The sequence below is a fragment of the Kitasatospora sp. NPDC101235 genome (genome assembly GCF_044767505.1).
Lineage (GTDB): Bacteria > Actinomycetota > Actinomycetes > Streptomycetales > Streptomycetaceae > Kitasatospora.
Genome location: NZ_JBIWNZ010000003.1, coordinates 244,173 through 265,727, shown reverse-complemented (window position 1 = coordinate 265,727; position 21,555 = coordinate 244,173). Strand labels below are relative to the sequence as shown.

Sequence of the window (21,555 nt, the reverse complement as noted above, 5' to 3'; positions counted from 1 at the left end):
CAGAACGCCGACCGCCGTGGCCGGGGTGGTGGCCGGCCGGTCCGGTGGGGGCGTGTCCGTGGAATGCATGCGGTCCTCCTCCGTACGGCCCCGGCCGGAAGCGCCCGGCTGCACGGGAGCCGGGGGAAAGGGCCCGGGACGGGCCGTACCCGGCCAGTCCACCCGGGTGCCGCGGCCGCCGCACGCGCACGCGCCCGAGCGGGTGACCGGGGGCGCGATCGGCGCCGAGGCCGGTACCGGGACCAGCGGCAGGAACGGCTCCGGGGCCGGCCGCGGTCCGCGCCGGGGTGCTCCGCAGTCTGCTCTACGGTCTCCGACCGGGCACGGAATCATAAATTCCAGGCCGACTGTCGGTGCCGTGGGACACCATGTCCGGCATGTCCTACGAACTCCAGGCGCTGATCGGAACATGTGAGCTGCTGACGGTGGCGGCGGCGGAGGTTCCGGCGGCCCGTGTGGTGCCGCTGGCGCAGGGGCTTGCGCTGATCCCGGTCACCTCCGCCGTCCGCGCCGCGCTCCAGGGGGACGGCAGCGTACGCAGGCCCGGTGGCGGGGCCGGGTTCGGCTGGCACTCGGACGGCTTCGAGCTCCGGCTGGCCGCCTGGTCGAAGGCCGGCCCGATCGCCTGCGTCGAGGCGGAGTACTTCGGTGGCAGCGGTACCCAGCGTGCCGCCGTCTGGTCGGACGGCAGGGTCGTCCTCGGCCCGCTCACCATCGGCGAGTTCGAGCCCGCCCCGGCCGAGGGCACTCCGATATCCCGCGCCCTGCGGCGGGTCGGCGCACGCACGGAGGAGGGCCGGGCGGACGAGTTCGAGTCGGTCGGCCTGGGCCGGCACCGCAGCACCGGCGGCTGGGCGGAGCCGGCCGGCTGACCGCGTCGGCCCCGTGCTCGTGGATCCGCCGCGCGCCCACCCTGCGGCCGGACGGGAAGAGCGCGACGGGGCGCGGTGCCGAAGACGTCCTCGGCGCCGCGCCCCGTCATGCCCGTGGCTGCTCGGAGCCCGCGCTCGCGCAGGCCCGGGCCCGTACTAGCGGTAGTTCACGAACTGGACCGCGAAGTCCAGGTCCTTGCCCTTGAGCAGGGCCTGCACGGCCTGGAGGTCGTCGCGGCTCTTCGAGCTGACGCGCAGCTCGTCACCCTGGACCTGCGCCTTGACGCCCTTCGGGCCCTCGTCACGGATGATCTTCGCGACCTTCTTCGCGTCCTCCGTGGTGATGCCCTCCTTGACGTTGGCGAAGATCTTGTACTCCTTGCCGGACAGCTGCGGCTCGCCGGCGTCCAGAGCCTTCAGCGACAGGCCGCGCTTGATGAACTTGGTCTGGAGGACGTCGAGGATGGCGCGCACGCGCTCCTCGCCGTTCGCCTTCATCTCGATCTTCTCGCCGGAGCGGCTGATCTCGCCGCCGACGCCCTTGAAGTCGAAGCGCGTCGCGATCTCGCGGGAGGTCTGGTTGATCGCGTTGTCGACCTCCTGCCACTCGACCTTCGAGACGATGTCGAAACTGGAGTCGGCCATGGGTGTTGGTCTCCTTGATGCTCTGGCTGCACTGGCACGGCCCGCCCCTCCGGGCGCCCGCAGCCCCAGCCTATCCAGCGCCACACGGGCCCCGCCCGTAGTGGTCGCCCGAGGTTTCTTGATCATCGTGTGATCTATCGAGTGGCGGAACACCCCCCGGCATCAGGTATGGTTTACCAAGTCGAACGGGGTGAACGCCCCGGGAAACAAGAATCCTGGCTGGTTGCCCGAGCGGCCAAAGGGAGCAGACTGTAAATCTGTCGCGCAAGCTACGCAGGTTCGAACCCTGCACCAGCCACAGGATGGAGAAACAGCCCCCGATCTGCGGAAACGCAGATCGGGGGCTGTTTCGTTTTCTCCCGGCCCTCCCGTCCGGAGCCGGTCGGGCCCCGGGCACACTTATTGCACATTGCTTGCAATTACTGGCCCCAGGCAGCAGAGTGGGGGCCGGGGGTGGGAGTCCTTCGACAGAGCTGATCGTCTTCCCAGCCGGCGACCGCCGGGACAACGGCTCGCCCCACCCCCGCCACCAGCCACCGGACGGCGCCGGCACGGCGTGACGGCCTCGTCAAGGGCGCGTCAAGGCCGCTCGTGACGGCGTCAGGAACGCGTAGGGCCCGCCGGGCGGCGGGCGCGTGGACCGCAGGATCGGACCAACTACCGACTGCGGAGGTCCCGTCCGATGCCCAGCGCCACCACCATCTCGGCCGTCACGGCCGAACCCGAGCCGCCTGATACCGGTACGGGCGGCGACCGGCACCGGCTCAGCGCGCTCGGCGGGCTGGCCGCGCTCTCGTTGGACGCCATGGCTTCGGTCGCGTACGGACCGGAGTCGATCGTGCTGGTGCTGGCCGCCGCCGGGGCGTACGGGCTGGGCTTCACGCTGCCGGTCACCGCGGCGATCGCCCTGCTGCTGGCGGTGCTGGTCGCCTCCTACCGGCAGGTGATCGCGGCCTTCCCGGACGGCGGCGGCTCCTACGCGGTGGCCAAGGCGCACCTGGGCCGCCGGACCGCGCTGACCGCGGCCGCCTCGCTGGTCATCGACTACGTCCTGAACGTCGCCGTCTCGGTCACCGCCGGCGTCGCCGCGCTCACCTCGGCCGTCCCGGGCCTGTACGACGACCGGGTCTGGCTCTGCCTGGGCGTGCTCGCACTGGTCACCGCGGTGAACCTGCGCGGGATCGCCGAGTCGGCGCGCTGGTTCATGGCGCCGACCGCCGTCTTCGTGCTCTCCATCCTGGCGATCATCGTGGCCGGCCTGTTCCGGGACGGCCCGGCCAGCACCGCGGCCGCCACCGGCCACGCCTCGACGCTCGCCGAGAACGCCACCACCGTCGGCGCGCTGCTGCTCCTCAAGGCCTTCGCGGCCGGCTGCTCCGCGCTGACCGGCGTGGAGGCGGTGGCCAACGCCGTCCCCTCCTTCCGCACCCCGCGGATCAGGCGCGCGCAGCACACCGAGGTGGCGCTCGGCGCCCTGCTCGGCGTGATGCTGATCGGGCTGGCCGTGCTGATCGGCCGCTTCCACCTCCAGCCGGTCGAGGGCGTCACCGTGCTCGCCCAGCTCGCCGACGCCTCGCTCGGCCACGGCTTCGGCTTCTACGTCGTCCAGTTCGCCACCGTGGTGCTGCTCGGGCTGGCCGCCAACACCTCCTTCGGCGGGCTGCCGGTGCTGCTCGACCTGCTGGCCCGGGACAACCACCTCCCGCACCTGTTCGCGCTGCGCGCCGACCGCCAGGTGTACCGGTACGGCGTGCTGTTCCTGGCCGCGGTGTCGGCGGCGCTGCTGGCCGGCTCCGGCGGGGACGTCAACAGCCTGGTGCCGCTGTTCTCGATCGGCGTGTTCGTCGGCTTCACCGTCTGCCAGGTCGGCATGGTCCGGCACTGGCTGCTGCACCGGCCCTCCGGCTGGCGGTGGAAGGCCGCGCTGAACGGCTTCGGCGCGGTGCTCACCGGTGCCGCGGCGGTGGTCGTCACCGGCACCAAGTTCACCGAGGGCGCCTGGGGCATCGTGGTGGCGCTGCCGCTGCTGGTGGTGCTGTTCGAGGCGGTCCACCGCAGCTACGCGCGGATCGGCGAGCGGCTGGAGCTGGGCCGGGTGCCCGGCCCGGTGACCAGGCAGCGCAGTCTGGTCGTCGTCCCGGTGACCGCGATCACCCGGCTGACCAGGGACGGCCTGTCGGCGGCGCTCTCGCTCGGCGACGAGGTCATGGCGGTGACCGTGGTGCACGAGCCGGCCGCCGCCGAGGCGCTGCGCCGGGACTGGGAGCTGTGGCGGCCGGGCGTGCCGCTGGTGGAGATCCCGGACGTCCACCGCCGGCTGGGCCGGCCGATCGCCGACTTCGTCAACGAGCTGGGGGCGGAGCACGTCTACGACCGGCTGACCGTGCTGATCCCCGAGGTGGAGCCGGCCCGCTGGTGGCAGCGGGCGCTCCAGAACCGGCGCGGTGCCGTCATCGACCGCGCCCTGCGGCGGCACACCGACGCGGTGGTCTGCCGGCTGCGCATGCGGATGTGACCGGGAACGGGGGTGAACGGCCCCGGACGGCAGCCTGCCGTCCGGGGCCGTTCCGTTCCCCGGCGTGCCGCCGGGCCGCCCGCCGGACCCCGCCGCCGGGCGGCCCGCCGGACCCCGCCGCCGGGCCGCCCCCGGATCTCGGCCCGATCACGACGGTCTCGGTCCGATGAAGCGCCCGTCAACGTCGCGTCAACGTCGCGCTATCACCCGTATGGAGGGCGTCAGGGAGCCATAACGCGCCCCTGACGGCTGCTTTGCTGCATCTGCCGGTCGTCCGCCGGTGCCGCACGAGCCCCTTCGGCCCAGGTCGCGGCATCTCCCGAACCACTCTGGTGGAGCCCATGTCCGATCTCATCTACGTCGGTGTCACGGTCGCCGTGTTCGCCGTCATCGCCCTGATCGCGCGGGGGGTGGAGAAGCTGTGAACGAGCGCAGCGAGCGAACCATCAACAGGGGCGTGTTGCGCGAAGCGCCCGCCGAGCGCAGCGAGGTGGGCGCATGAGCGTCGAGAACATCGCTGGTCTGGTCGTGGCCGTCGCGCTCGTCGGCTATCTCGTCGTGGCGCTGATCTTCCCGGAGAAGTTCTGACATGGGATCCACTCTCGCGGGCTGGATCCAGGTCCTCGCCCTCGTCGGCGCGCTGGCCCTGTGCTACCGGCCCCTCGGCGACTACATCGCCAAGCTCCTCACCTCCGCCAAGCACCTCAGGGTCGAGCGCGGCATCTACAAGGTGATCGGCGTCGACGGCGACGCCGATCAGCGCTGGCCGGCGTACCTGCGTTCGGTGCTGGCCTTCTCGGCCGTCTCGGTCCTCTTCCTCTACGGCCTGATCCGCCTCCAGGGCTACCTGCTGCTGAACCTGGGCGTTCCGCAGATGGAGGGCCACCAGGCCTGGAACACCGCGATCTCGTTCGTCGCCAACACCAACTGGCAGTCCTACGGCGGCGAGTCCGCGATGGGCCACCTGGTGCAGATGGCGGGCCTGGCGGTGCAGAACTTCGTCTCCGCGGCCGTCGGCATCGCCGTCGTCGCCGCGCTGATCCGGGGCTTCACCCGTAACAGGACGGACCGGGTCGGCAACTTCTGGGTCGACCTCACCCGGATCAGCCTGCGCCTGCTGCTGCCGATCTCGGTCGTCTTCGCCCTGGTCCTGGCCGCCAACGGCGTGATCCAGAACTTCCACGGCTTCCACGAGGTGACCACCCTCGCGGGCGAGGTCCAGAAGATCCCTGGCGGTCCGGTGGCCTCCCAGGAGGTCATCAAGCTGCTCGGCACCAACGGCGGCGGCTTCTTCAACGCCAACTCGGCGCACCCGTTCGAGAACCCGACCGGCTTCACCAACCTGGTCGAGATCTTCCTGATACTGCTGATCCCGTTCGCGCTGCCGCGGACCTTCGGCCGGATGGTGGGGGACAACCGCCAGGGCTACGCGATCGTCGCCGTGATGGGTCTGTTCTGGGTCGCCTCGGTGGCCCTGCTCACCTTCGCCGAGTCGCAGCACCAGGGCAGCGCCCTGCAGGCCGCGGGCGCCGCGATGGAGGGCAAGGAGCAGCGCTTCGGCATCGCCGCCAGTTCGCTGTTCGCCGCGTCGACCACGCTGACCTCGACCGGCGCGGTGAACTCCTTCCACGACTCGTACACGCCGTTCGGCGGCGGGCTGACGGTCTTCAACATGATGCTGGGCGAGATCGCGCCCGGCGGTGTGGGCTCCGGCCTGTACGGCATGCTGGTGCTGGCGGTCGTCGCGGTGTTCGTGGCTGGCCTGATGGTCGGGCGCACCCCCGAGTACCTGGGCAAGAAGCTCGGCGGCCGGGAGATGAAGTTCGCCTCCCTGTACATCCTCACCACGCCGACGATCGTGCTGGTCGGCACCGGTGTGGCGATGGCCCTGCCGGGCGAGCGCGCCGGGATGCTCAACTCGGGCGCCCACGGCTTCTCCGAGGTGCTGTACGCCTTCACCTCGGCCGCCAACAACAACGGCTCGGCCTTCGGCGGCATCACCGTCAACACCGACTGGTACGACACCGCGCTCGGCCTGGCGATGATCTTCGGCCGTCTCCTGCCGATCGTCTTCGTCCTGGCGCTGGCCGGCTCGCTCGCCCAGCAGCAGCCGGTCCCGGCCACCCCGGGCACCCTGCCCACCCACAAGCCGCTGTTCGTGGGCCTGCTGTCGGGCGTGATCCTGATCGTCGTCGGCCTCACCTACTTCCCGGCCCTGGCTCTCGGGCCGATCGCGGAAGGTCTGTCCTCCTGATGTCCACCCCTACGCTCAACCCCGCACCGGCCGACACCAACGCCGAGCCGCACAGAGTGGCGAGCGGCCTGCTCGACCCGAAACTGATCGTCGCGTCCCTGCCGGACGCGGTGAGGAAGCTCGACCCCCGGGTGATGGTCAAGAACCCGGTGATGTTCGTGGTCGAGGTCGGCTCGGTGGTCACCACGGTCTCCGCGATCGCCAGCCCGTCCGTGTTCGCCTGGGCGATCACCGTCTGGCTCTGGCTCACCACGGTCTTCGCCAACCTGGCGGAGGCCGTCGCCGAGGGCCGCGGCAAGGCCCAGGCCGACACCCTGCGCAAGACCAAGACCGAGAGCGTCGCCCGTCGGCTCACCGACTGGCCCGCGACCCGGGCCGAGGAGGAGGTGCCCGGCACCGCGCTGCGGCTCGGCGACCACGTGGTGGTCGAGGCCGGGCAGATCATCCCCGGCGACGGCGACGTGGTCGAGGGTGTCGCGAGCGTCGACGAGTCGGCGATCACCGGTGAGTCCGCGCCCGTCATCCGCGAGTCCGGCGGCGACCGCTCCGCGGTGACCGGCGGCACCAAGGTGCTGTCCGACCGGATCGTGGTGAAGATCGCCTCGGAGCCCGGCAAGTCGTTCATCGACCGGATGATCGCCCTGGTCGAGGGCGCCGCCCGGCAGAAGACGCCGAACGAGATCGCGCTCAACATCCTGCTGGCCTCGCTGACCATCGTCTTCCTGGTCGCGGTCGTCACGCTCCAGCCGATGGCCACCTACGCGGGCGCCCCGCAGTCGATGATCGTCCTGGTCGCCCTGATCGTGGCGCTCATCCCGACCACCATCGGCGCGCTGCTCTCCGCGATCGGCATCGCCGGCATGGACCGCCTGGTGCAGCGCAACGTGCTGGCGATGTCCGGCCGCGCCGTCGAGGCCGCCGGCGACGTCAACACCCTGCTGCTCGACAAGACCGGCACCATCACCCTGGGCAACCGCCAGGCCGCCGAGTTCCTGCCCGCCCCGGGCGTGGGCACCGACGAACTGGCCAGCGCGGCGCAGCTCTCCTCCCTCGCGGACGAGACCCCGGAGGGCCGCTCGATCGTGGTCCTGGCCAAGACCGAGTACGGCCTGCGGGCCCGCGCCCAGGGCGAGCTGACCCACGCCACCTGGGTCCCGTTCACCGCCCAGACCCGGATGTCGGGTGTCGACCTGGACGAGGCCGAAGGGGTCCACCAGGTCCGCAAGGGAGCCGCCGGCGCGGTCACCAACTGGGTCACCGGGAACGGCGGTTCGGTCGGCAACGAGGTCTCCGCCCTGGTCGACGGCATCTCCGCGGCCGGTGGCACCCCGCTGGTGGTGGCCACCAGGCTCGGCGGCGAGCCCGCCCGCGTCCTGGGGGTCATCCACCTCAAGGACGTGGTCAAGGAGGGCATGCGGGAGCGCTTCGACGAGCTCCGCCGGATGGGCATCAAGACCATCATGATCACGGGCGACAACCCGCTGACCGCCAAGGCGATCGCGGAGGAGGCCGGCGTGGACGACTTCCTCGCCGAGGCCACGCCCGAGGACAAGATGGCCCTGATCAAGAAGGAGCAGGAGGGCGGCAAGCTGGTCGCGATGACCGGCGACGGCACCAACGACGCCCCCGCGCTCGCCCAGGCCGACGTCGGCGTCGCGATGAACACCGGGACCATGGCGGCCAAGGAGGCCGGCAACATGGTCGACCTGGACTCCAACCCGACCAAGCTGATCGAGATCGTGGAGATCGGCAAGCAGCTGCTGATCACCCGCGGCGCGCTGACCACCTTCTCGATCGCCAACGACGTGGCCAAGTACTTCGCGATCATCCCCGCGATGTTCGCCGGGGTCTACCCGGGCCTGAGCCACCTCAACATCATGGGCCTGCACAGCCCGCAGTCCGCGATCACCTCGGCGATCATCTTCAACGCCCTGGTCATCATCGGCCTGATCCCGCTCGCCCTGCGCGGCGTGCGCTACCGCCCGTCCGACGCCGGCTCGCTGCTGCGCCGCAACATCGGGGTCTACGGCTTCGGCGGCCTGGTGGTGCCGTTCGTCGGCATCAAGCTGATCGACCTGATCGTCCAGTTCATCCCCGGCCTCAACTGACGCGGGGAAGGAGAGGAAACCATGTCCAAGCCCCTGCCCGCCGTCGTGCGGACCCACCTCACGGCCCTGCGGGTGCTCCTGGTGCTGACCGTGATCCTCGGGGTCGCGTACCCGCTGCTGATCACCGGCATCTCCCAAATCGCCTTCACCGACAAGGCGAACGGCTCGCCGGTGGAGTCCGACGGCAAGGAGATCGGCTCCAGCCTGGTCGGCCAGAGCTTCAACCTGCCCAAGGCCAACCCGGACGACCCGAAGGAGGAGGCCCAGCCGGACCCGAAGTGGTTCCAGCCCCGCCCCTCCGCGGCCGGGACCGGCTACGACGCCTCCTCCTCCGGCGCCAGCAACCTCGGCCCCAACAACGAGGACCTGCTGAAGGCCGTCGACGACCGCCGCGCCGCCGTCGCCGCGTTCGACGGCGTCGACCCGGCGAGCGTCCCGGCCGACGCGCTGACCGCCTCCGGCTCCGGCCTCGACCCGCACATCTCCGTCGCGTACGCCAGGGAGCAGGTCGACCGGGTCGCCAGGAACCGCAACCTGCCGGTGGAGACGGTGACCAGGCTGGTCGACGAGTACACCGAGAGCCGCTCGCTCGGCTTCCTCGGCAACGAGGGCGTCAACGTCGTCCTGCTCAACAAGGCACTCGGCGAGCAGAAGTGACACCACATCACACACATGCATGACCTGGCCGGCCCGGCCGCGGGAGCACGTCTCCCGTGACCGGGCCGGTCGCGCCACACCCACACACGCACCATCCAAGCTGTCGGCTTCTCGATGGAAAGAGCAGTGCCCATGGCCCGCGACCTCACCCCCGGCACCGGCAACCGCGGAGGCCGGCTGAGGGTGTACCTCGGCTCCGCGCCGGGGGTCGGCAAGACCTATCGGATGCTGGACGAGGCCCGGCGCAGACAGGAGCGCGGGGCCGATGTCGTGGTCGGGTACATCGAGTGCCACGGCAGACGCCACACCGAGGCCATGCTGGCGGGCCTGGAGGTCCTGCCTCGGGTCCACCGCTCCTACCGGGACGCCGAGTTCGAGGAGATGGACCTCGACGGCGCGCTCGCCCGCCGCCCGGCCGTCGTGCTGGTGGACGAGCTGGCGCACACCAACATCCCCGGCGGCCGGCACGCCAAGCGCTGGCAGGACGTCGAGGAACTGCTCGCCGCCGGGATCGACGTCATCACCACCGTCAACATCCAGCACCTGGAATCGCTGAACGACGTCGTCCGGAAGATCACCGGCATCCCGCAGCGCGAGACCGTTCCGGACGAGGTGGTCCGCCGGGCCGACCAGATCGAACTCGTCGACATGGCCCCGCAGGCACTGCGCCGCCGGATGGCCCACGGCAACGTCTACAGGGCGGAGAAGGTGGACGCCGCGCTCTCCAACTACTTCCGGGTCGGCAACCTCACCGCCCTGCGAGAACTCGCCCTGCTCTGGGTGGCCGGGCGGGTGGACGAGGGCCTGCGCGACTACCGGGCCAGCCACAACATCGACCGGGTCTGGGAGACCCGCGAGCGGGTCGTGGTCGCCCTCACCGGCGGCCCCGAGGGCGAGACCCTGGTCCGCCGCGCCGCCCGGATCGCCGACCGCACGGCCGGCGGCGACCTGCTGGCCGTCCACGTCTCCCGCAGCGACGGCCTGGCCGGCGCCTCCTCCGGCGCGCTCGCCCAGCAGCGGCAGCTGGTGGAGGCCCTCGGCGGCAGCTACCACGTGGTGGTCGGCGACGACGTCCCCACCGCGCTGCTCGCCTTCGCCCGTGCCCACGACGCCACCCAGCTGGTGCTCGGCACCAGCCGCCGCGGCCGGATCAACCGGTTCCTCACCGGCCCCGGCACCGGGCAGACCACCGTGGACGCCTCCGAGGACATCGACGTCCACATGGTCACCCACGAGTTCACCGGCCGCGGCCGGCTGCCCTCGCTCGGCCGCCGCCACTCCCGGCGCCGCACCATCGTCGGCTACCTGGCCGGCCTGGTGCTGCCCTGGCTGCTCACCGCCCTGCTCTCGCAGGCGGACCACAGCATCAACCTGACCACCGACGCGCTGATGTTCCAGCTCGGCGTGGTCGTCGTCGCCCTGCTCGGCGGCGCCGTGTCGGCCCTGCTGGCCTCGGTCGTCGCCTCGGTGCTGCTCAACTACTACTTCATCCCGCCGATCCACAGCCTGACCATCGGCGAGACCAACAACATCGTCGCCCTGGTGGTCTTCGCCGCCATCGCGCTCACCGTCTCCACCGTGGTCGACCACGCCGGCCGGCTCACCAGCCGGGCCGCCCGCGCCACCGCCGAGGCCGAGACGCTCTCCACCCTGGCGGGCAGCGTGCTGCGCGGCGCCGACGCGCTGCCCGCCCTGCTGGAGAAGTCCCGGACGGCCTTCGGCATGCGGGCCGTCGCCCTGCTCTCCCGGGCCGACGGCGAGGTGCTCGCGCTCTGCGAGGACGACCACCAGGGCGACGGCGAGGGGCCGCACGGGACCACCGAGGTCCCGGTCGGCGCGGACGCCGTCCTGGTGCTCACCGGCCGCCGGCTGCCCGCCGCCGACCAGCGGGTGCTGACCGCCTTCGCCGCCCACGTCGCCGCCGCGCTGGAACGCGACCGGCTGGCCGTGGTCGCCGCCGAGGTCGAGCCGATCAAGGCCGCCGACCGGATGCGCACCGCCCTGCTCGCCGCCGTCAGCCACGACCTGCGCACCCCGCTGGCCGCCGCCCGCGCCTCGGTCGGCTCGCTGCGCAGCCCCGACGTCGAGTTCTCACCCGAGGACCAGGCCGAACTCCTCGCCACCGCCGACGAGTCGCTGGTCAAGCTCACCCGGCTGGTCGACAACCTGCTCGACATGAGCCGCCTCCAGGCCGGCGCGCTCACCCTGCACCTCACCGGGACCCACCTGGACGAGGTCCTGCCCCGGGCGCTCGACAGCCTCCCCGACCCGTACGCGCCGATCCAGCCGCTCGACCTCGACACGATCCCGCCGGTGCTCGCCGACCCGCCGCTGCTGGAGCGGGTGCTCGCCAACGTGATCACCAACGCGCTGCGGCACAACGCCCCCGGCGCGCCCGTCCTGGTCACCGCCAGCCACCACGCCGACCAGGTCGAGATCCGGGTGATCGACCGCGGCCCCGGCATCGCCCCCGAGGACCGCGACCGCGTCTTCCTGCCCTTCCAGCGCCTCGGCGACACCGACAACACCACCGGCGTCGGCCTCGGCCTCGCGCTCTCCCGCGGTCTCGCGGAGGCGATGGGCGGCAGCCTGGAGGTCGAGGACACCCCCGGCGGCGGCACCACCATGCTGCTCACCCTGAACGCCGCCACCACCGAGCCCGCAGCCCCCGGGGAGGAATCACCGCATGAGTGAACGGAGTGATCGCATCACCGAGAGGTGCGCGTCCCGCGGAGCGACCGTCGAGCGGTGGGGGTCCCCCCGGCCGCAGGCGGGGGCGGGGGCGGACGCATGAGCGAGATCCTGGTCGTCGACGACGAGCCGGCCCTCCTGCGCACCCTGCGGATCAACCTCAGCGCCCGGCACTACGCCGTCCGCACCGCCGCCAGCGGCGGGGAGGCGCTCGACCGCGCGGCGCACTCGGCCCCGGACGCCGTCCTGCTCGACCTCGGCCTGCCCGACCTCGACGGGATGGACGTGCTGCGCGGCCTGCGCACCCGCAGCGCGGTGCCGGTCATCGTGCTCTCCGGCCGGACCGACGCCGCCGACAAGGTGGGCGCCCTGGACGCGGGCGCCGACGACTACCTCACCAAGCCGTTCCTGATGGACGAACTGCTGGCCCGGCTGCGCGCCGTGCTGCGCCGGCCGCCGGGCGGCGTGCCGCTGGGCCGGCCGGTGATCGGCGACCACACCGTGGACCTCGCGGCCACCGCGGTGAACGGCCCGAACGGCCCGGTCCGGCTCACCCCGACCGAGTGGCGCATCCTCACCCTGCTGCTCGCCAACCCCGGCCGGCTGGTGCCCGGGAGGCAGATCCTGCGCGAGGTGTGGGGCCCGGCCCAGGAGGGGCGCGGCAACTACCTGCGGGTCTACTTCGCCGGGCTGCGCCGCAAACTGGAGCGCGACCCGGCCCGGCCGCGGCACCTGATCACCGAGCCGGGGATCGGGTACCGGTACGTGCCGTGACCGGCGGCCGGCGCGCCCTGCGTCAACGAGCCGTCAAGAGCCGGACGGTGGGCGACAGGAAGGCGTCAAGGCCGCCCGGTGGCGGTGCTTCGCGGGCGTAGCGTCGGTGTCGAAGGAGCGGGCCCTGCTCCGTGTGGGGGAGGCCCGGGGCCGCTCCGGCCGCCGTCCCCGGACGGCCAGCAGGTGGGGGAGGGGCGCGCGACACCGGTCGCGCGCCCCCATGTGCCCACGGACCGACCCGGCCCGGCTCAGCCGTCCGCGCCCCCGGTCTGCCGGGGCAGCGCCAGCACCACTGTGTCCGCGAACTCCCGGACCGCACTGGTCCGGCTGACCACCCGGCCGCTGTGCACCACCAGCCGGCTGTGCCCGCCCGCGAGCGCCCCGGCCAAGCTGTCCCCGCGCACCGCCAGCAGCTCCGCCGGGAACCCGGCGTCCACCCGGACCGGCGCCAGGCCGAGCGCCGCCCGGGCCTGGTTCGCCACCGCGTCGTACGCCGCCTCCGGGGCCAACTCCCCACCGGCCGCCAGCAGATAGGCCGACTCCAGCGGATCCGCCCGGCCGACCGGATTGGACGGGTCGCGCAGGGCCCCGCTGCCCGCCGCCAGCGGCACCCGGGCGGCCGCCAACTCCCGCACCAGGCCGGGTCGCAGGCCTGTCGTCCGGCCCTCCAGTCCGGTGCAGCAGCCGTTCTGCGGAAGGCAGACCACCCGGACCCCGCTGGTCGCCAGCACCGTCGACGCACCCCGGGCCAGCGCCCCGCACGGGCCGAGCGTCACCCGCGGCCGAAGCGGCGCCAACGCCCCGGCCATACGGGCCAGTTGGGCGGAATCTGCGGCGCTGGTGTGCAGGTCCACCGGGCAGTCGGCCTCCCGGGCGGCCTCCAGCAGCAGCTGTACGTACCCGGCAGGGTCCGGGTCCAGCTCCGGGCAGCCGCCGGCCGCCGTGGCGCCCAGCTTGAGCGCCTCGCGCAGCTGTGCCCGGCCGTCCGCCCCGGCTCGTCCGGTGAGCAGCCGGGGCATCGCCACCGCCTGGAGCTCGGCCAGCCCGCGCAGCGCCTGCCGGGCGGTGAGCACCGCCTCCAGCCGGCGCAGCCCGTGCACGTCGCCGATCCGGACGTGGGTGCGCTGCGCGGTGGCGCCGTAGCCGAGCGAGGTCAGCGCGGCCTCGGTGATCCGCCGGGTGAGGTCGGCCGGGGTCTCCGGCGGCGGGGTGGGCAGGGCGGCGGAGAAGGCGGCGTCGTAGTGGCCGTGCGCCTCGGCGGGGGCCGGGAGGAGCAGGTAGCCGCGCAGGTCGATCCGGGCGCCGGTGGTGACGGTGGGCGTGCCGGGCAGGGCGGGCAGCGGGCCGAGGCTGCCGACGGTGCCGACCGCCTGGATCCGGTCGCCGCTGATCCGGACGTCCACCACCCGTCCGTCGGCCAGCCGGGCACCGGTGAGCAGCAGGACCGGGCCGTGCCCGAGCGGGTTGGCCGCCGGGCCGGGCCCGGAGTGCGGCCCGTCGGCGGCTGCGCTGTCCATCGCCGGCTCCTTCTCGGGCCGGCCCGTGCGGTCGGCCCCGTACGGCCGGCCCGTACCGCCGGCCAGCCCTCCCGATCAATGAGCGTCGAGCCTATGGGCCCGGGGGGCGGGGCGCTGGGAGGCGGGCATTAGTCGTATCGGGTCGGGCCGTGCGGCTCGTGGGCCGATCGAACGCCGGGCCTTGGATCGTCCGCCAGTACCCCTCGCCCACCTGCGGTCTTCGCCGCGGGATACGGATTTCACCTCCGGGCGCGGAACGTGTAATCTCTTCCTCGTTCGCCCCTATAGCTCAGTCGGTAGAGCGTCTCCATGGTAAGGAGAAGGTCTGCGGTTCGATTCCGCATGGGGGCTCGGGTGAGAAGCAGTCAGCTCCGGCTGTTCTGCTGATCACTGTGGCGGTGTAGCTCAGTTGGTAGAGCAAGCGGCTCATAATCGCTGTGTCACCGGTTCAAGTCCGGTCACCGCTACCCCGCGTAGTCGGTCGGGAGATCGCACTCCCGGTCGGCTACTCTTGTTGTGTTCTTATTCGTTGTCCAAGGAAGGCACTCCCGTGGCTGCCACCGACGTCCGCCCGAAGATCACGCTGGCCTGCGTGGAGTGCAAGGAGCGGAACTACATCACCAAGAAGAACCGGCGTAACGACCCGGACCGTCTTGAGATGAAGAAGCACTGCCCCCGTTGCAACTCGCACACCGCGCACCGCGAGACCCGCTGACCCTTTCGCAGGGCGACGGGCCTGTGTGAAACCAGGTCTTCGACTCCGGGCCGCATCCCTCACAGGGGTGCGGCCCGGAGTTTTTTCGTATCCACCCGCGTTCCGAGGAGCTGCCATGGCGCTCGACCCCTCCTTCATCGGGCGTAGTTACCCGCCCACCGAGCCGTACGAGGTCGGCCGGGAGAAGATCCGTGAGTTCGCGACCGCGATCGGCGACGCCAACCCGGCGTACACCGATCCGGAGGCGGCGAAGGCGCTGGGCCACCCCGACGTGATCGCCCCGCCGACCTTCCCGTTCGTGATCACCTACCGCGCGGCCGGTCAGGTGGTCGAGGACCCGGAGCTGGGCCTGGACTTCAGCCGGGTGGTGCACGGCGACCAGAAGTTCACCTACACCCGCCCGGTGCGGGCCGGCGACCGGCTGTCGGTCGCGGTGACCATCGACAACATCAAGTCGCTGGCGGGCAACGACGTGCTCACCGTGCGCGGTGAGGTGACGGACGGGACCGGCGAGCACGTTGTGACGTCGGTCATGACCCTGGTGGCCCGGGCCGCCGACGAGGCGGGGGAGTGAGCGCGATGGCGATCAGCTACGACGAGGTCGAGGTCGGCACCGAGCTGCCGGCGCAGTCCTTCCCGGTGACCCGCGACACGCTGGTGCGGTACGCGGGCGCCTCGGGCGACTTCAACCCGATCCACTGGAACGAGAAGTTCGCCCTGGAGGTCGGCCTGCCGGACGTCATCGCGCACGGCATGTTCACCATGGCCGAGGCGATCCGGGTGGTCACCGACTGGGTCGGCGACCCGGCCGCGGTGGTCGAGTACGGCGTGCGCTTCACCCGCCCGGTGCCGGTGCCGAACGACGGGGTCGGCGCGGTGGTCGAGGTCTCCGCCAAGGTCGCCAAGAAGCTGGACGACCGCAAGGTGCAGGTCGACCTGCTGGCCACCACGGGCGGCCAGAAGGTGCTCGGCATGTCCCGGGCCGTCGTCCGGCTCGGCTGAGCCGCTCCCGCGCGCCGGCGGCCGCGGCCGGAGTCCGTACCGTACGGATCTCCGGCCGCGGCCGTCTTGCCTGGATAGTGATTGGCCACTAACTTGGGGTCCATGGCGAAGTCGAGCATCCGGATGAGTGCGGAGGAGCGGCGCGAGAGCGTCGTCCGGGCCGCCCTGACCGAGTTCGCCCGGGGCGGGTACCACGGCACCTCCACCGAGGCGATCGCCCGCCGGGTGGGCGTCTCGCAGCCGTACCTGTTCCGGCTGTTCCCGGGCAAGCAGGCGATCTTCGCCGCGGCCGCCGAGCGCTGCGTGGAGGAGACCTGGCGGGTCTTCGACGAGGCCTCGGCCGGGCTGTCCGGCGCGGAGGCCGCACGGGCGATGTCCGACGCGTACATGGGCCTGGTCGAGGACCGCGACCAGCTCATGATGCAGATGCAGCTCTACGTCTCGGTCTTCGCGGCCCGGGCGGTCGGCGAGGAGGAGATCGGGGAGACCGCCCAGCGGCTGTGGGAGAGCCTGTTCGACCGGGTCAGGATCCGGATCGGCGGCGACATGAAGGACGCCACGCAGTTCTTCGCGTACGGGATGCTGATCAACACCCTGGTGGCGCTGGGCTACCCGCCGGACCACCGGATCTGGACCGGCTTCGACGGGTGCGAGGTGCCTGAGTAGACGGGCCGCACGGTGGCGTCCGTGCGGCCCCTTTTCGGCCCGTAGAAGTTATTGAGCAATAACTACCTGAAATGCCCAGAGGAACCTTGGGGGAAGTCATGACGGAGAAACCGGCCATGGGCAGAGCCGCGATCTGGACCCTGGTGATCGTCAGCGCGGCCGGCTTCATGGCCGCACTGGACAACCTGGTGGTCACCACCGCACTGCCGTCGATCCGCGAGGAGCTCGGCGGCGGGCTGTCCGACCTCGAATGGACGGTCAGCGCCTACACCCTGAGCTTCGCGGTGCTGCTGATGTTCGGCGCCGCCCTCGGCGACCGCTTCGGCCGGCGCCGGATCTTCCTGGCCGGCCTGGCGGTCTTCACCGCCGGCTCCGCCGCGGCCGCCCTGTCCCCGGGCATCGGCGAACTGATCGCCGCCCGTGCCCTCCAGGGCACCGGGGCGGCGGTGATGATGCCGCTCACCCTCACCCTGCTCACCACCGCCGTGCCCGAGGCCAGGCGGGGGCTGGCCTTCGGCATCTGGTCGGGCGTCAGCGGCCTCGCCGTCGCCGCCGGGCCGCTGATCGGCGGCTCGCTGACCGAGCACTTCTCCTGGCAGTGGATCTTCTGGGTGAACGTCCCGGTCGGCCTCGCCCTGCTGCCACTGGCCTTCCTGCGGCTCGGGGAGAGCCGGGGCGCGGGCCGGGCCCTGGACGTGCCCGGAACCCTGCTGGTCAGCCTGGGGATGTTCGGGATCGTCCTCGGCCTGATCCGCGGGAACCCGGACGGCTGGACCAGCCCGCTGGTCCTCGCTGCCCTGATCGCCGGCGCCCTGCTGCTCGTCGCCTTCGTCTGGTACGAGCAGCGGGTGGCCGCCCACCCGATGCTGCCGATGCGGCTGTTCCGCAGCCGGGCCTTCTCCGCCGTCAACGCGGCCAGCCTGCTGATGTACCTGGGGATGTTCGGCTCGATCTTCCTGATCAGCCAGTACCTCCAGGGCGTCGGCGGCTTCAGCCCGCAGGAGGCGGGCATCCGGATGCTGCCGTGGACGGCGATGCCGCTGCTGGTCTCGCCGGTCGCGGGCATCGTCTCCGACCGGATCGGCGGCCGGCCGATCGTGGTCGCCGGGCTGGCGCTGCAGGCCGCGGGCCTGGCGCTGTTCGGCCTGGTCGCGGACGGGAGCACCGGCCTCGACTACCTCGCCCAGATCCCGGCCATCGTGATCTGCGGAATCGGCATGTCGCTGTACTTCGGCCCGACCGCCCAGCTGGTGATGGCCAGTGTCCGGCCGCAGGAGCAGGGGATCGCCTCCGGCGCCAACAACGCGCTGCGCGAGGTCGGCGGGGCGCTCGGGGTGGCCGTGCTCGCGGCGGTGTTCTCGGAGCAGGGCGGCTACCAGTCCGCGCGGGCCTTCACGGACGGGCTGGTGCCCGCGCTGTACGCCGGCGCGGCCGCCGTCGGGCTCGGCGCGCTCGCCGCGGCGTTCATCCCGCGGCGGCGCAAGGCGCTGGTCGCGGCGGCGGGGGAGCGGGCCGGGGAACCGGCCGCGCCCGCGCGGGTCTGAGCCGCCGGGTGGCAGGGGTGCCGGGGGGCACCCCTGCCACCCGTACGCTGGTGGGCGTGCTGGTAGAAAACGACGCCCCCCTCGCCCCGCTGACCACGCTCCGGCTCGGCGGCCCGGCCCGCCGCCTGGTGACCGCCCACACCGACGACGAGGTGATCGCCGCCGTGCGCGAGGCCGACGCGGCCGGCGAGCCGCTGTTGGTCCTCGGCGGCGGCTCCAACCTGGTGATCGGCGACGCCGGCTTCCCCGGCACCGTGCTGCGGATCGCCACCGGGGGCTTCGCCCTGGACGGCACCGCGCTGGAGGTCGCGGCCGGCGAGACCTGGTCCGAGGTGGTCCGCCGGACCGTGCTGGACCACGACCTGGCGGGCATCGAGTTCCTGGCCGGCATCCCCGGTTCGGTGGGTGCCACCCCGGTGCAGAACGTGGGCGCGTACGGCCAGGAGGTCGCGCAGTCGATCACCGAGGTGGTCGCGTACGACCGCACCGCCGACGAGGTGGTCGTGCTCCCGAACGCCGAGTGCGCGTTCTCCTACCGGCACAGCCGCTTCAAGGCCGAGCCGGACCGCTACGTGGTGCTGCGGGTGCGGTTCCGGCTGGAGGACAACGGCGGGCTCTCCACTCCCGTCCGCTACGCCGAGACCGCCCGGCACCTGGGCGTCGAGCAGGGCGACCGGGTGGCGGTCGGCACGGCCTGGAACGCGGTGCTGCTGCTGCGCGCCGGCAAGGGCATGGTGCTGGACCCGGCGGACCACGACACCTGGTCGGCTGGCTCCTTCTTCACCAACCCGGTGCTCACGGCCGCGCAGTACGAGTCCTTCCGCACCCGCCCGGGCGCCGAGGACGCCCCCGCCTACCCGGCCCCGGAGGGCTGCACCAAGACCTCGGCGGCCTGGCTGATCGACCGGGCGGGCTTCGGCAAGGGCTACGGCAGCGGCCGGGCGACGCTCTCCACCAAGCACACCCTGGCGCTCACCAACCGGGGCTCGGCCACCGCCGACGACCTGCTGGACCTGGCCCGGGAGATCCGGGACGGGGTCCGCGAGGCCTTCGGGGTGGAGCTGGTGAACGAGCCGGTGATGGTCGGCGTCAAGCTCTAGACGGGTACGGCGGCCGCGTCCGCGGGGGCGTGGCCGTCCACCAGCCAGGCGTCGATGTCCGCCAGCAGCTCCTTGCGGACGGCCTCCGGTGCGACCGAGCCGCGCACCGACTGCCGCGCCAGCTCGGCGAGCTCGGCGTCGGAGAAGCCCAGCACGTCCCGGACCAGCTCGTACTGGGCGGCCAGTCGGCTGCCGAACAGCAGCGGGTCGTCCGCACCCAGTGCGACTGGCACCCCGGCGTCGAAGAGCCGGCGCAACGGGACCTCCTCGGGGTGCTCGTAGACGCCGAGCGAGACGTTGGAGGACGGGCAGACCTCGCAGGTGACCTGCCGGTTCGCCAGCCGCTCCATCAGCCGGGGGTCCTCGGCGGCCCGCACGCCGTGGCCGATCCGGCCGGCGCCCAGGTCGTCCAGGCAGTCCCGGACGGACTCCGGGCCGGACAGCTCGCCGCCGTGCGGGGCCGCCAGCAGCCCGCCCTTGCGGGCGATCGCGAAGGCCCGGTCGAAGTCCCGGGCCAGGCCCCGGCGCTCGTCGTTGGAGAGGCCGAAGCCGACCACCCCGTGGTCGGCGTATCGGACGGCCATCCGGGCCAGCGTCCGGGCGTCCATCGGGGACTTCATCCGGTTGGCCGCGACCAGGACCCGGATGCCCACCCCGGTGGCCGCGGCGGCGTGCTCCACCGCGTCCAGGATCAGCTCCAGGGCGGGGATCAGCCCGCCCAGCCGGGGCGCGTACGAGGTCGGGTCGACCTGGATCTCCAGCCAGCGGGAGCCGTCCCGCCGCTCGTCCTCGGCGGTCTCCAGGACCAGCCGGCGGATGTCCTCCTCGTCCCGCAGCACCGAGCGGGCGGTGTCGTACAGCCGCTGGAAGCGGAACCAGCCCCGCTCGTCGGTGGCCCGCAGTCGGGGCGGCTCGCCGGAGCTGAGCGCCTCCGGCAGCCGGACGCCGTGCTTGTCGGCCAGCTCCAGGAGGGTGGCGGGGCGCATCGAGCCGGTGAAGTGCAGGTGCAGGTGGGCCTTCGGGAGGCCCCTGACGTCTCGCGGGTTCAACAGGCGTTCCATTCACCGATTTTGCCGTATACGGGCCCCGAACGGGAACCGCCCTCTTTCCATCCCCCGAAGGGGTGAAAGAGGGCGGTGTGCCGGGTGAATCCCGTATGTCCGATTGACGTCAGTACCGGAACGGCCTCGGCGGTGGGCCTCAATCGCGGGCCTCAGCAAGGGGCCTCAGTCGCGGGCCTCGCCGAGCAGCTTCTGGATCCGGCTGATGCCCTCGACCAGGTCCTCGTCGCCGAGCGCGTAGGAGAACCGCAGGTAGCCGGGGGTGCCGAAGGCCTCGCCGGGGACGGCGGCGACCTCGACCTCGTCCAGGATCAGGCTCGCCAGCTCGCCGGAGGTCTGCGGGCGACGGCCGCGGATCTCCTTGCCCAGCAGGCCCTTGACCGACGGGTACGCGTAGAAGGCGCCCTCGGGCTCGGGGCAGACGACGCCCTCGATCTCGTTGAGCATCCGCACGATGGTCTTGCGACGGCGGTCGAAGGCGGTGCGCATCTCGTGCACCGCGGACAGGTCGCCGGCCACGGCGGCGATCGCGGCGCGCTGGGCGACGTTGGAGACGTTCGAGGTGGCGTGCGACTGGAGGTTGGTCGCGGCCTTGATCACGTCCTTGGGGGCGATCACCCAGCCCACCCGCCAGCCGGTCATCGCGTAGGTCTTGGCGACACCGTTGACCACGATGCACTTGTCGGCCAGCTCGGGCAGCAGGGTCGGCAGCGAGGTGAACTTCGCGTCGCCGTAGACCAGGTGCTCGTAGATCTCGTCGGTGAGCACCCACAGGCCGTGCTCCAGCGCCCAGCGGCCGATCGCCTCGGCCTCGGCCTCGGTGTACACCGCGCCGGTCGGGTTGGACGGCGAGACGAACAGCACCACCTTGGTGTTCTCGGTGCGGGCGGCCTCCAGCTGCTCGACCGAGACCTTGTAGCCGGTGGTCTCGTCGGCCACGACCTCCACCGGGACACCGCCGGCCAGCTGGATCGACTCCGGGTAGGTGGTCCAGTACGGCGCCGGGACGATGACCTCGTCGCCCGGGTCCAGGATCGCGGCGAAGGCCTCGTAGATCGCCTGCTTGCCACCGTTGGTGACCAGCACCTGGGAGGCGTCCACCTCGTAGCCGGAGTCGCGCAGCGTCTTGGCGGCGATCGCGGCCTTCAGCTCGGGCAGGCCACCCGCCGGGGTGTAACGGTGGTTCCTCGGGTCGCGGCAGGCCTCGACGGCCGCCTCGACGATGTAGTCCGGCGTGGGGAAGTCGGGCTCGCCGGCACCGAAGCCGATCACCGGACGGCCGGCCGCCTTGAGGGCCTTGGCCTTGGCGTCCACGGCGAGGGTCGCGGACTCGGCGATCGCGCCGATCCGGGCGGAGACCCGGCGGTCGGCGGGGCGGATGGACTGGTCGGGCTGCGGGGTGGAAGCGCTCATGCCTGCATCGTCGCAGAACCC

The 21,555-nt window shown here is 72.4% G+C and carries 18 protein-coding genes and 3 tRNA genes; 17 read left to right on the top strand and 4 right to left on the bottom strand.

From position 1 onward, the window contains the following. Positions 1–377 precede the first annotated feature (377 nt). Positions 378–872 (top strand): hypothetical protein, encoded by a 495-nt coding sequence (locus tag ACIRRH_RS07335; RefSeq protein ID WP_403062969.1) that lies wholly within the window; start codon positions 378–380, stop codon positions 870–872. Positions 873–1,028: 156 nt separating this feature from the next. On the opposite strand, the gene ACIRRH_RS07330 is transcribed toward ACIRRH_RS07335, so the two are convergent. After that, the gene (locus ACIRRH_RS07330) at positions 1,029–1,517 is read right to left on the bottom strand and encodes a YajQ family cyclic di-GMP-binding protein (protein WP_224280366.1); all 489 of its coding nucleotides are present in this window, start codon (positions 1,515–1,517) and stop codon (positions 1,029–1,031) included. Between the two features lie 217 nt (positions 1,518–1,734). Here ACIRRH_RS07330 and ACIRRH_RS07325 point away from each other — a divergent pair. The 8 genes from ACIRRH_RS07325 to ACIRRH_RS07290 all read left to right on the top strand — a co-directional run bounded on the left by ACIRRH_RS07325 (position 1,735) and on the right by ACIRRH_RS07290 (position 12,516). Continuing rightward, positions 1,735–1,815 (top strand) — tRNA-Tyr (locus ACIRRH_RS07325). Positions 1,816–2,199: 384 nt separating this feature from the next. Further along, complete coding sequence (locus ACIRRH_RS07320; protein ID WP_403062966.1) at positions 2,200–4,032, top strand: APC family permease; 1,833 nt, start codon at positions 2,200–2,202, stop codon at positions 4,030–4,032. A gap of 498 nt (positions 4,033–4,530) precedes the next feature. Next, positions 4,531–4,620 (top strand): K(+)-transporting ATPase subunit F, encoded by a 90-nt coding sequence (gene kdpF / locus ACIRRH_RS07315; RefSeq protein ID WP_380608319.1) that lies wholly within the window; start codon positions 4,531–4,533, stop codon positions 4,618–4,620. Between the two features lies 1 nt (position 4,621). Further along, positions 4,622–6,286 carry a potassium-transporting ATPase subunit KdpA gene (kdpA, locus tag ACIRRH_RS07310; protein WP_403062963.1) on the top strand — a complete coding sequence of 555 codons (1,665 nt, stop codon included), beginning with the start codon at positions 4,622–4,624 and terminating at the stop codon, positions 6,284–6,286. Further along, a complete protein-coding gene (gene kdpB / locus ACIRRH_RS07305; protein WP_403062960.1) occupies positions 6,286–8,394 on the top strand; it encodes a potassium-transporting ATPase subunit KdpB in 2,109 nt (702 codons plus the stop codon). Before kdpA ends, kdpB begins: the two co-directional genes overlap by 1 nt. Positions 8,395–8,415: 21 nt before the next feature. Beyond that, on the top strand, positions 8,416–9,051 hold the full coding sequence (kdpC, locus tag ACIRRH_RS07300) for a potassium-transporting ATPase subunit KdpC (protein ID WP_403062957.1): 636 nt from the start codon (positions 8,416–8,418) through the stop codon (positions 9,049–9,051). A gap of 132 nt (positions 9,052–9,183) precedes the next feature. Then, on the top strand, positions 9,184–11,745 hold the full coding sequence (locus ACIRRH_RS07295; protein ID WP_403062954.1) for an ATP-binding protein: 2,562 nt from the start codon (positions 9,184–9,186) through the stop codon (positions 11,743–11,745). 96 nt (positions 11,746–11,841) lie between these two features. Continuing rightward, positions 11,842–12,516 (top strand): response regulator, encoded by a 675-nt coding sequence (locus tag ACIRRH_RS07290; RefSeq protein WP_403062951.1) that lies wholly within the window; start codon positions 11,842–11,844, stop codon positions 12,514–12,516. A 248-nt stretch (positions 12,517–12,764) separates the two neighbouring features. On the opposite strand, the gene ACIRRH_RS07285 is transcribed toward ACIRRH_RS07290, so the two are convergent. Continuing rightward, positions 12,765–14,033, bottom strand: a complete 1,269-nt coding sequence (locus tag ACIRRH_RS07285) for a hydrolase (RefSeq protein WP_403062948.1) — start codon at positions 14,031–14,033, stop codon at positions 12,765–12,767. 278 nt (positions 14,034–14,311) lie between these two features. Here ACIRRH_RS07285 and ACIRRH_RS07280 point away from each other — a divergent pair. The 8 genes from ACIRRH_RS07280 (at position 14,312) to ACIRRH_RS07245 (ending at position 19,060) form a co-directional block, all read left to right on the top strand. Continuing rightward, a tRNA-Thr gene (locus tag ACIRRH_RS07280) sits at positions 14,312–14,384 on the top strand. A 43-nt stretch (positions 14,385–14,427) separates the two neighbouring features. Then, positions 14,428–14,500 (top strand) — tRNA-Met (locus tag ACIRRH_RS07275). An 83-nt stretch (positions 14,501–14,583) separates the two neighbouring features. Beyond that, positions 14,584–14,748: a 50S ribosomal protein L33 gene (gene rpmG / locus ACIRRH_RS07270; RefSeq protein WP_006604855.1), complete on the top strand. Its 165-nt coding sequence runs from the start codon at positions 14,584–14,586 to the stop codon at positions 14,746–14,748. Between the two features lie 115 nt (positions 14,749–14,863). Further along, complete coding sequence (locus tag ACIRRH_RS07265; RefSeq protein ID WP_403062945.1) at positions 14,864–15,322, top strand: MaoC family dehydratase N-terminal domain-containing protein; 459 nt, start codon at positions 14,864–14,866, stop codon at positions 15,320–15,322. Positions 15,323–15,327: 5 nt separating this feature from the next. Then, the gene (locus ACIRRH_RS07260) at positions 15,328–15,750 is read left to right on the top strand and encodes a MaoC family dehydratase (RefSeq protein WP_030055766.1); all 423 of its coding nucleotides are present in this window, start codon (positions 15,328–15,330) and stop codon (positions 15,748–15,750) included. Positions 15,751–15,852: 102 nt separating this feature from the next. Continuing rightward, positions 15,853–16,416 carry a TetR/AcrR family transcriptional regulator gene (locus tag ACIRRH_RS07255; protein ID WP_403062942.1) on the top strand — a complete coding sequence of 188 codons (564 nt, stop codon included), beginning with the start codon at positions 15,853–15,855 and terminating at the stop codon, positions 16,414–16,416. 98 nt (positions 16,417–16,514) lie between these two features. Continuing rightward, entirely contained in the window at positions 16,515–17,960 is a 1,446-nt protein-coding gene (locus tag ACIRRH_RS07250) for an MFS transporter (protein ID WP_403062939.1), read from the top strand. Between the two features lie 17 nt (positions 17,961–17,977). Further along, positions 17,978–19,060 carry a UDP-N-acetylmuramate dehydrogenase gene (locus ACIRRH_RS07245; protein WP_403062936.1) on the top strand — a complete coding sequence of 361 codons (1,083 nt, stop codon included), beginning with the start codon at positions 17,978–17,980 and terminating at the stop codon, positions 19,058–19,060. Here ACIRRH_RS07245 and ACIRRH_RS07240 read toward each other — a convergent pair. Together ACIRRH_RS07240 and ACIRRH_RS07235 are read right to left on the bottom strand one after the other, a co-directional pair. Further along, the gene (locus ACIRRH_RS07240) at positions 19,057–20,121 is read right to left on the bottom strand and encodes an adenosine deaminase (RefSeq protein ID WP_403062933.1); all 1,065 of its coding nucleotides are present in this window, start codon (positions 20,119–20,121) and stop codon (positions 19,057–19,059) included. The two genes, ACIRRH_RS07245 and ACIRRH_RS07240, sit on opposite strands and share 4 nt — an antisense overlap. Positions 20,122–20,286: 165 nt before the next feature. Then, positions 20,287–21,534 (bottom strand): pyridoxal phosphate-dependent aminotransferase, encoded by a 1,248-nt coding sequence (locus tag ACIRRH_RS07235; protein WP_224278186.1) that lies wholly within the window; start codon positions 21,532–21,534, stop codon positions 20,287–20,289. Positions 21,535–21,555: the final 21 nt, after the last annotated feature.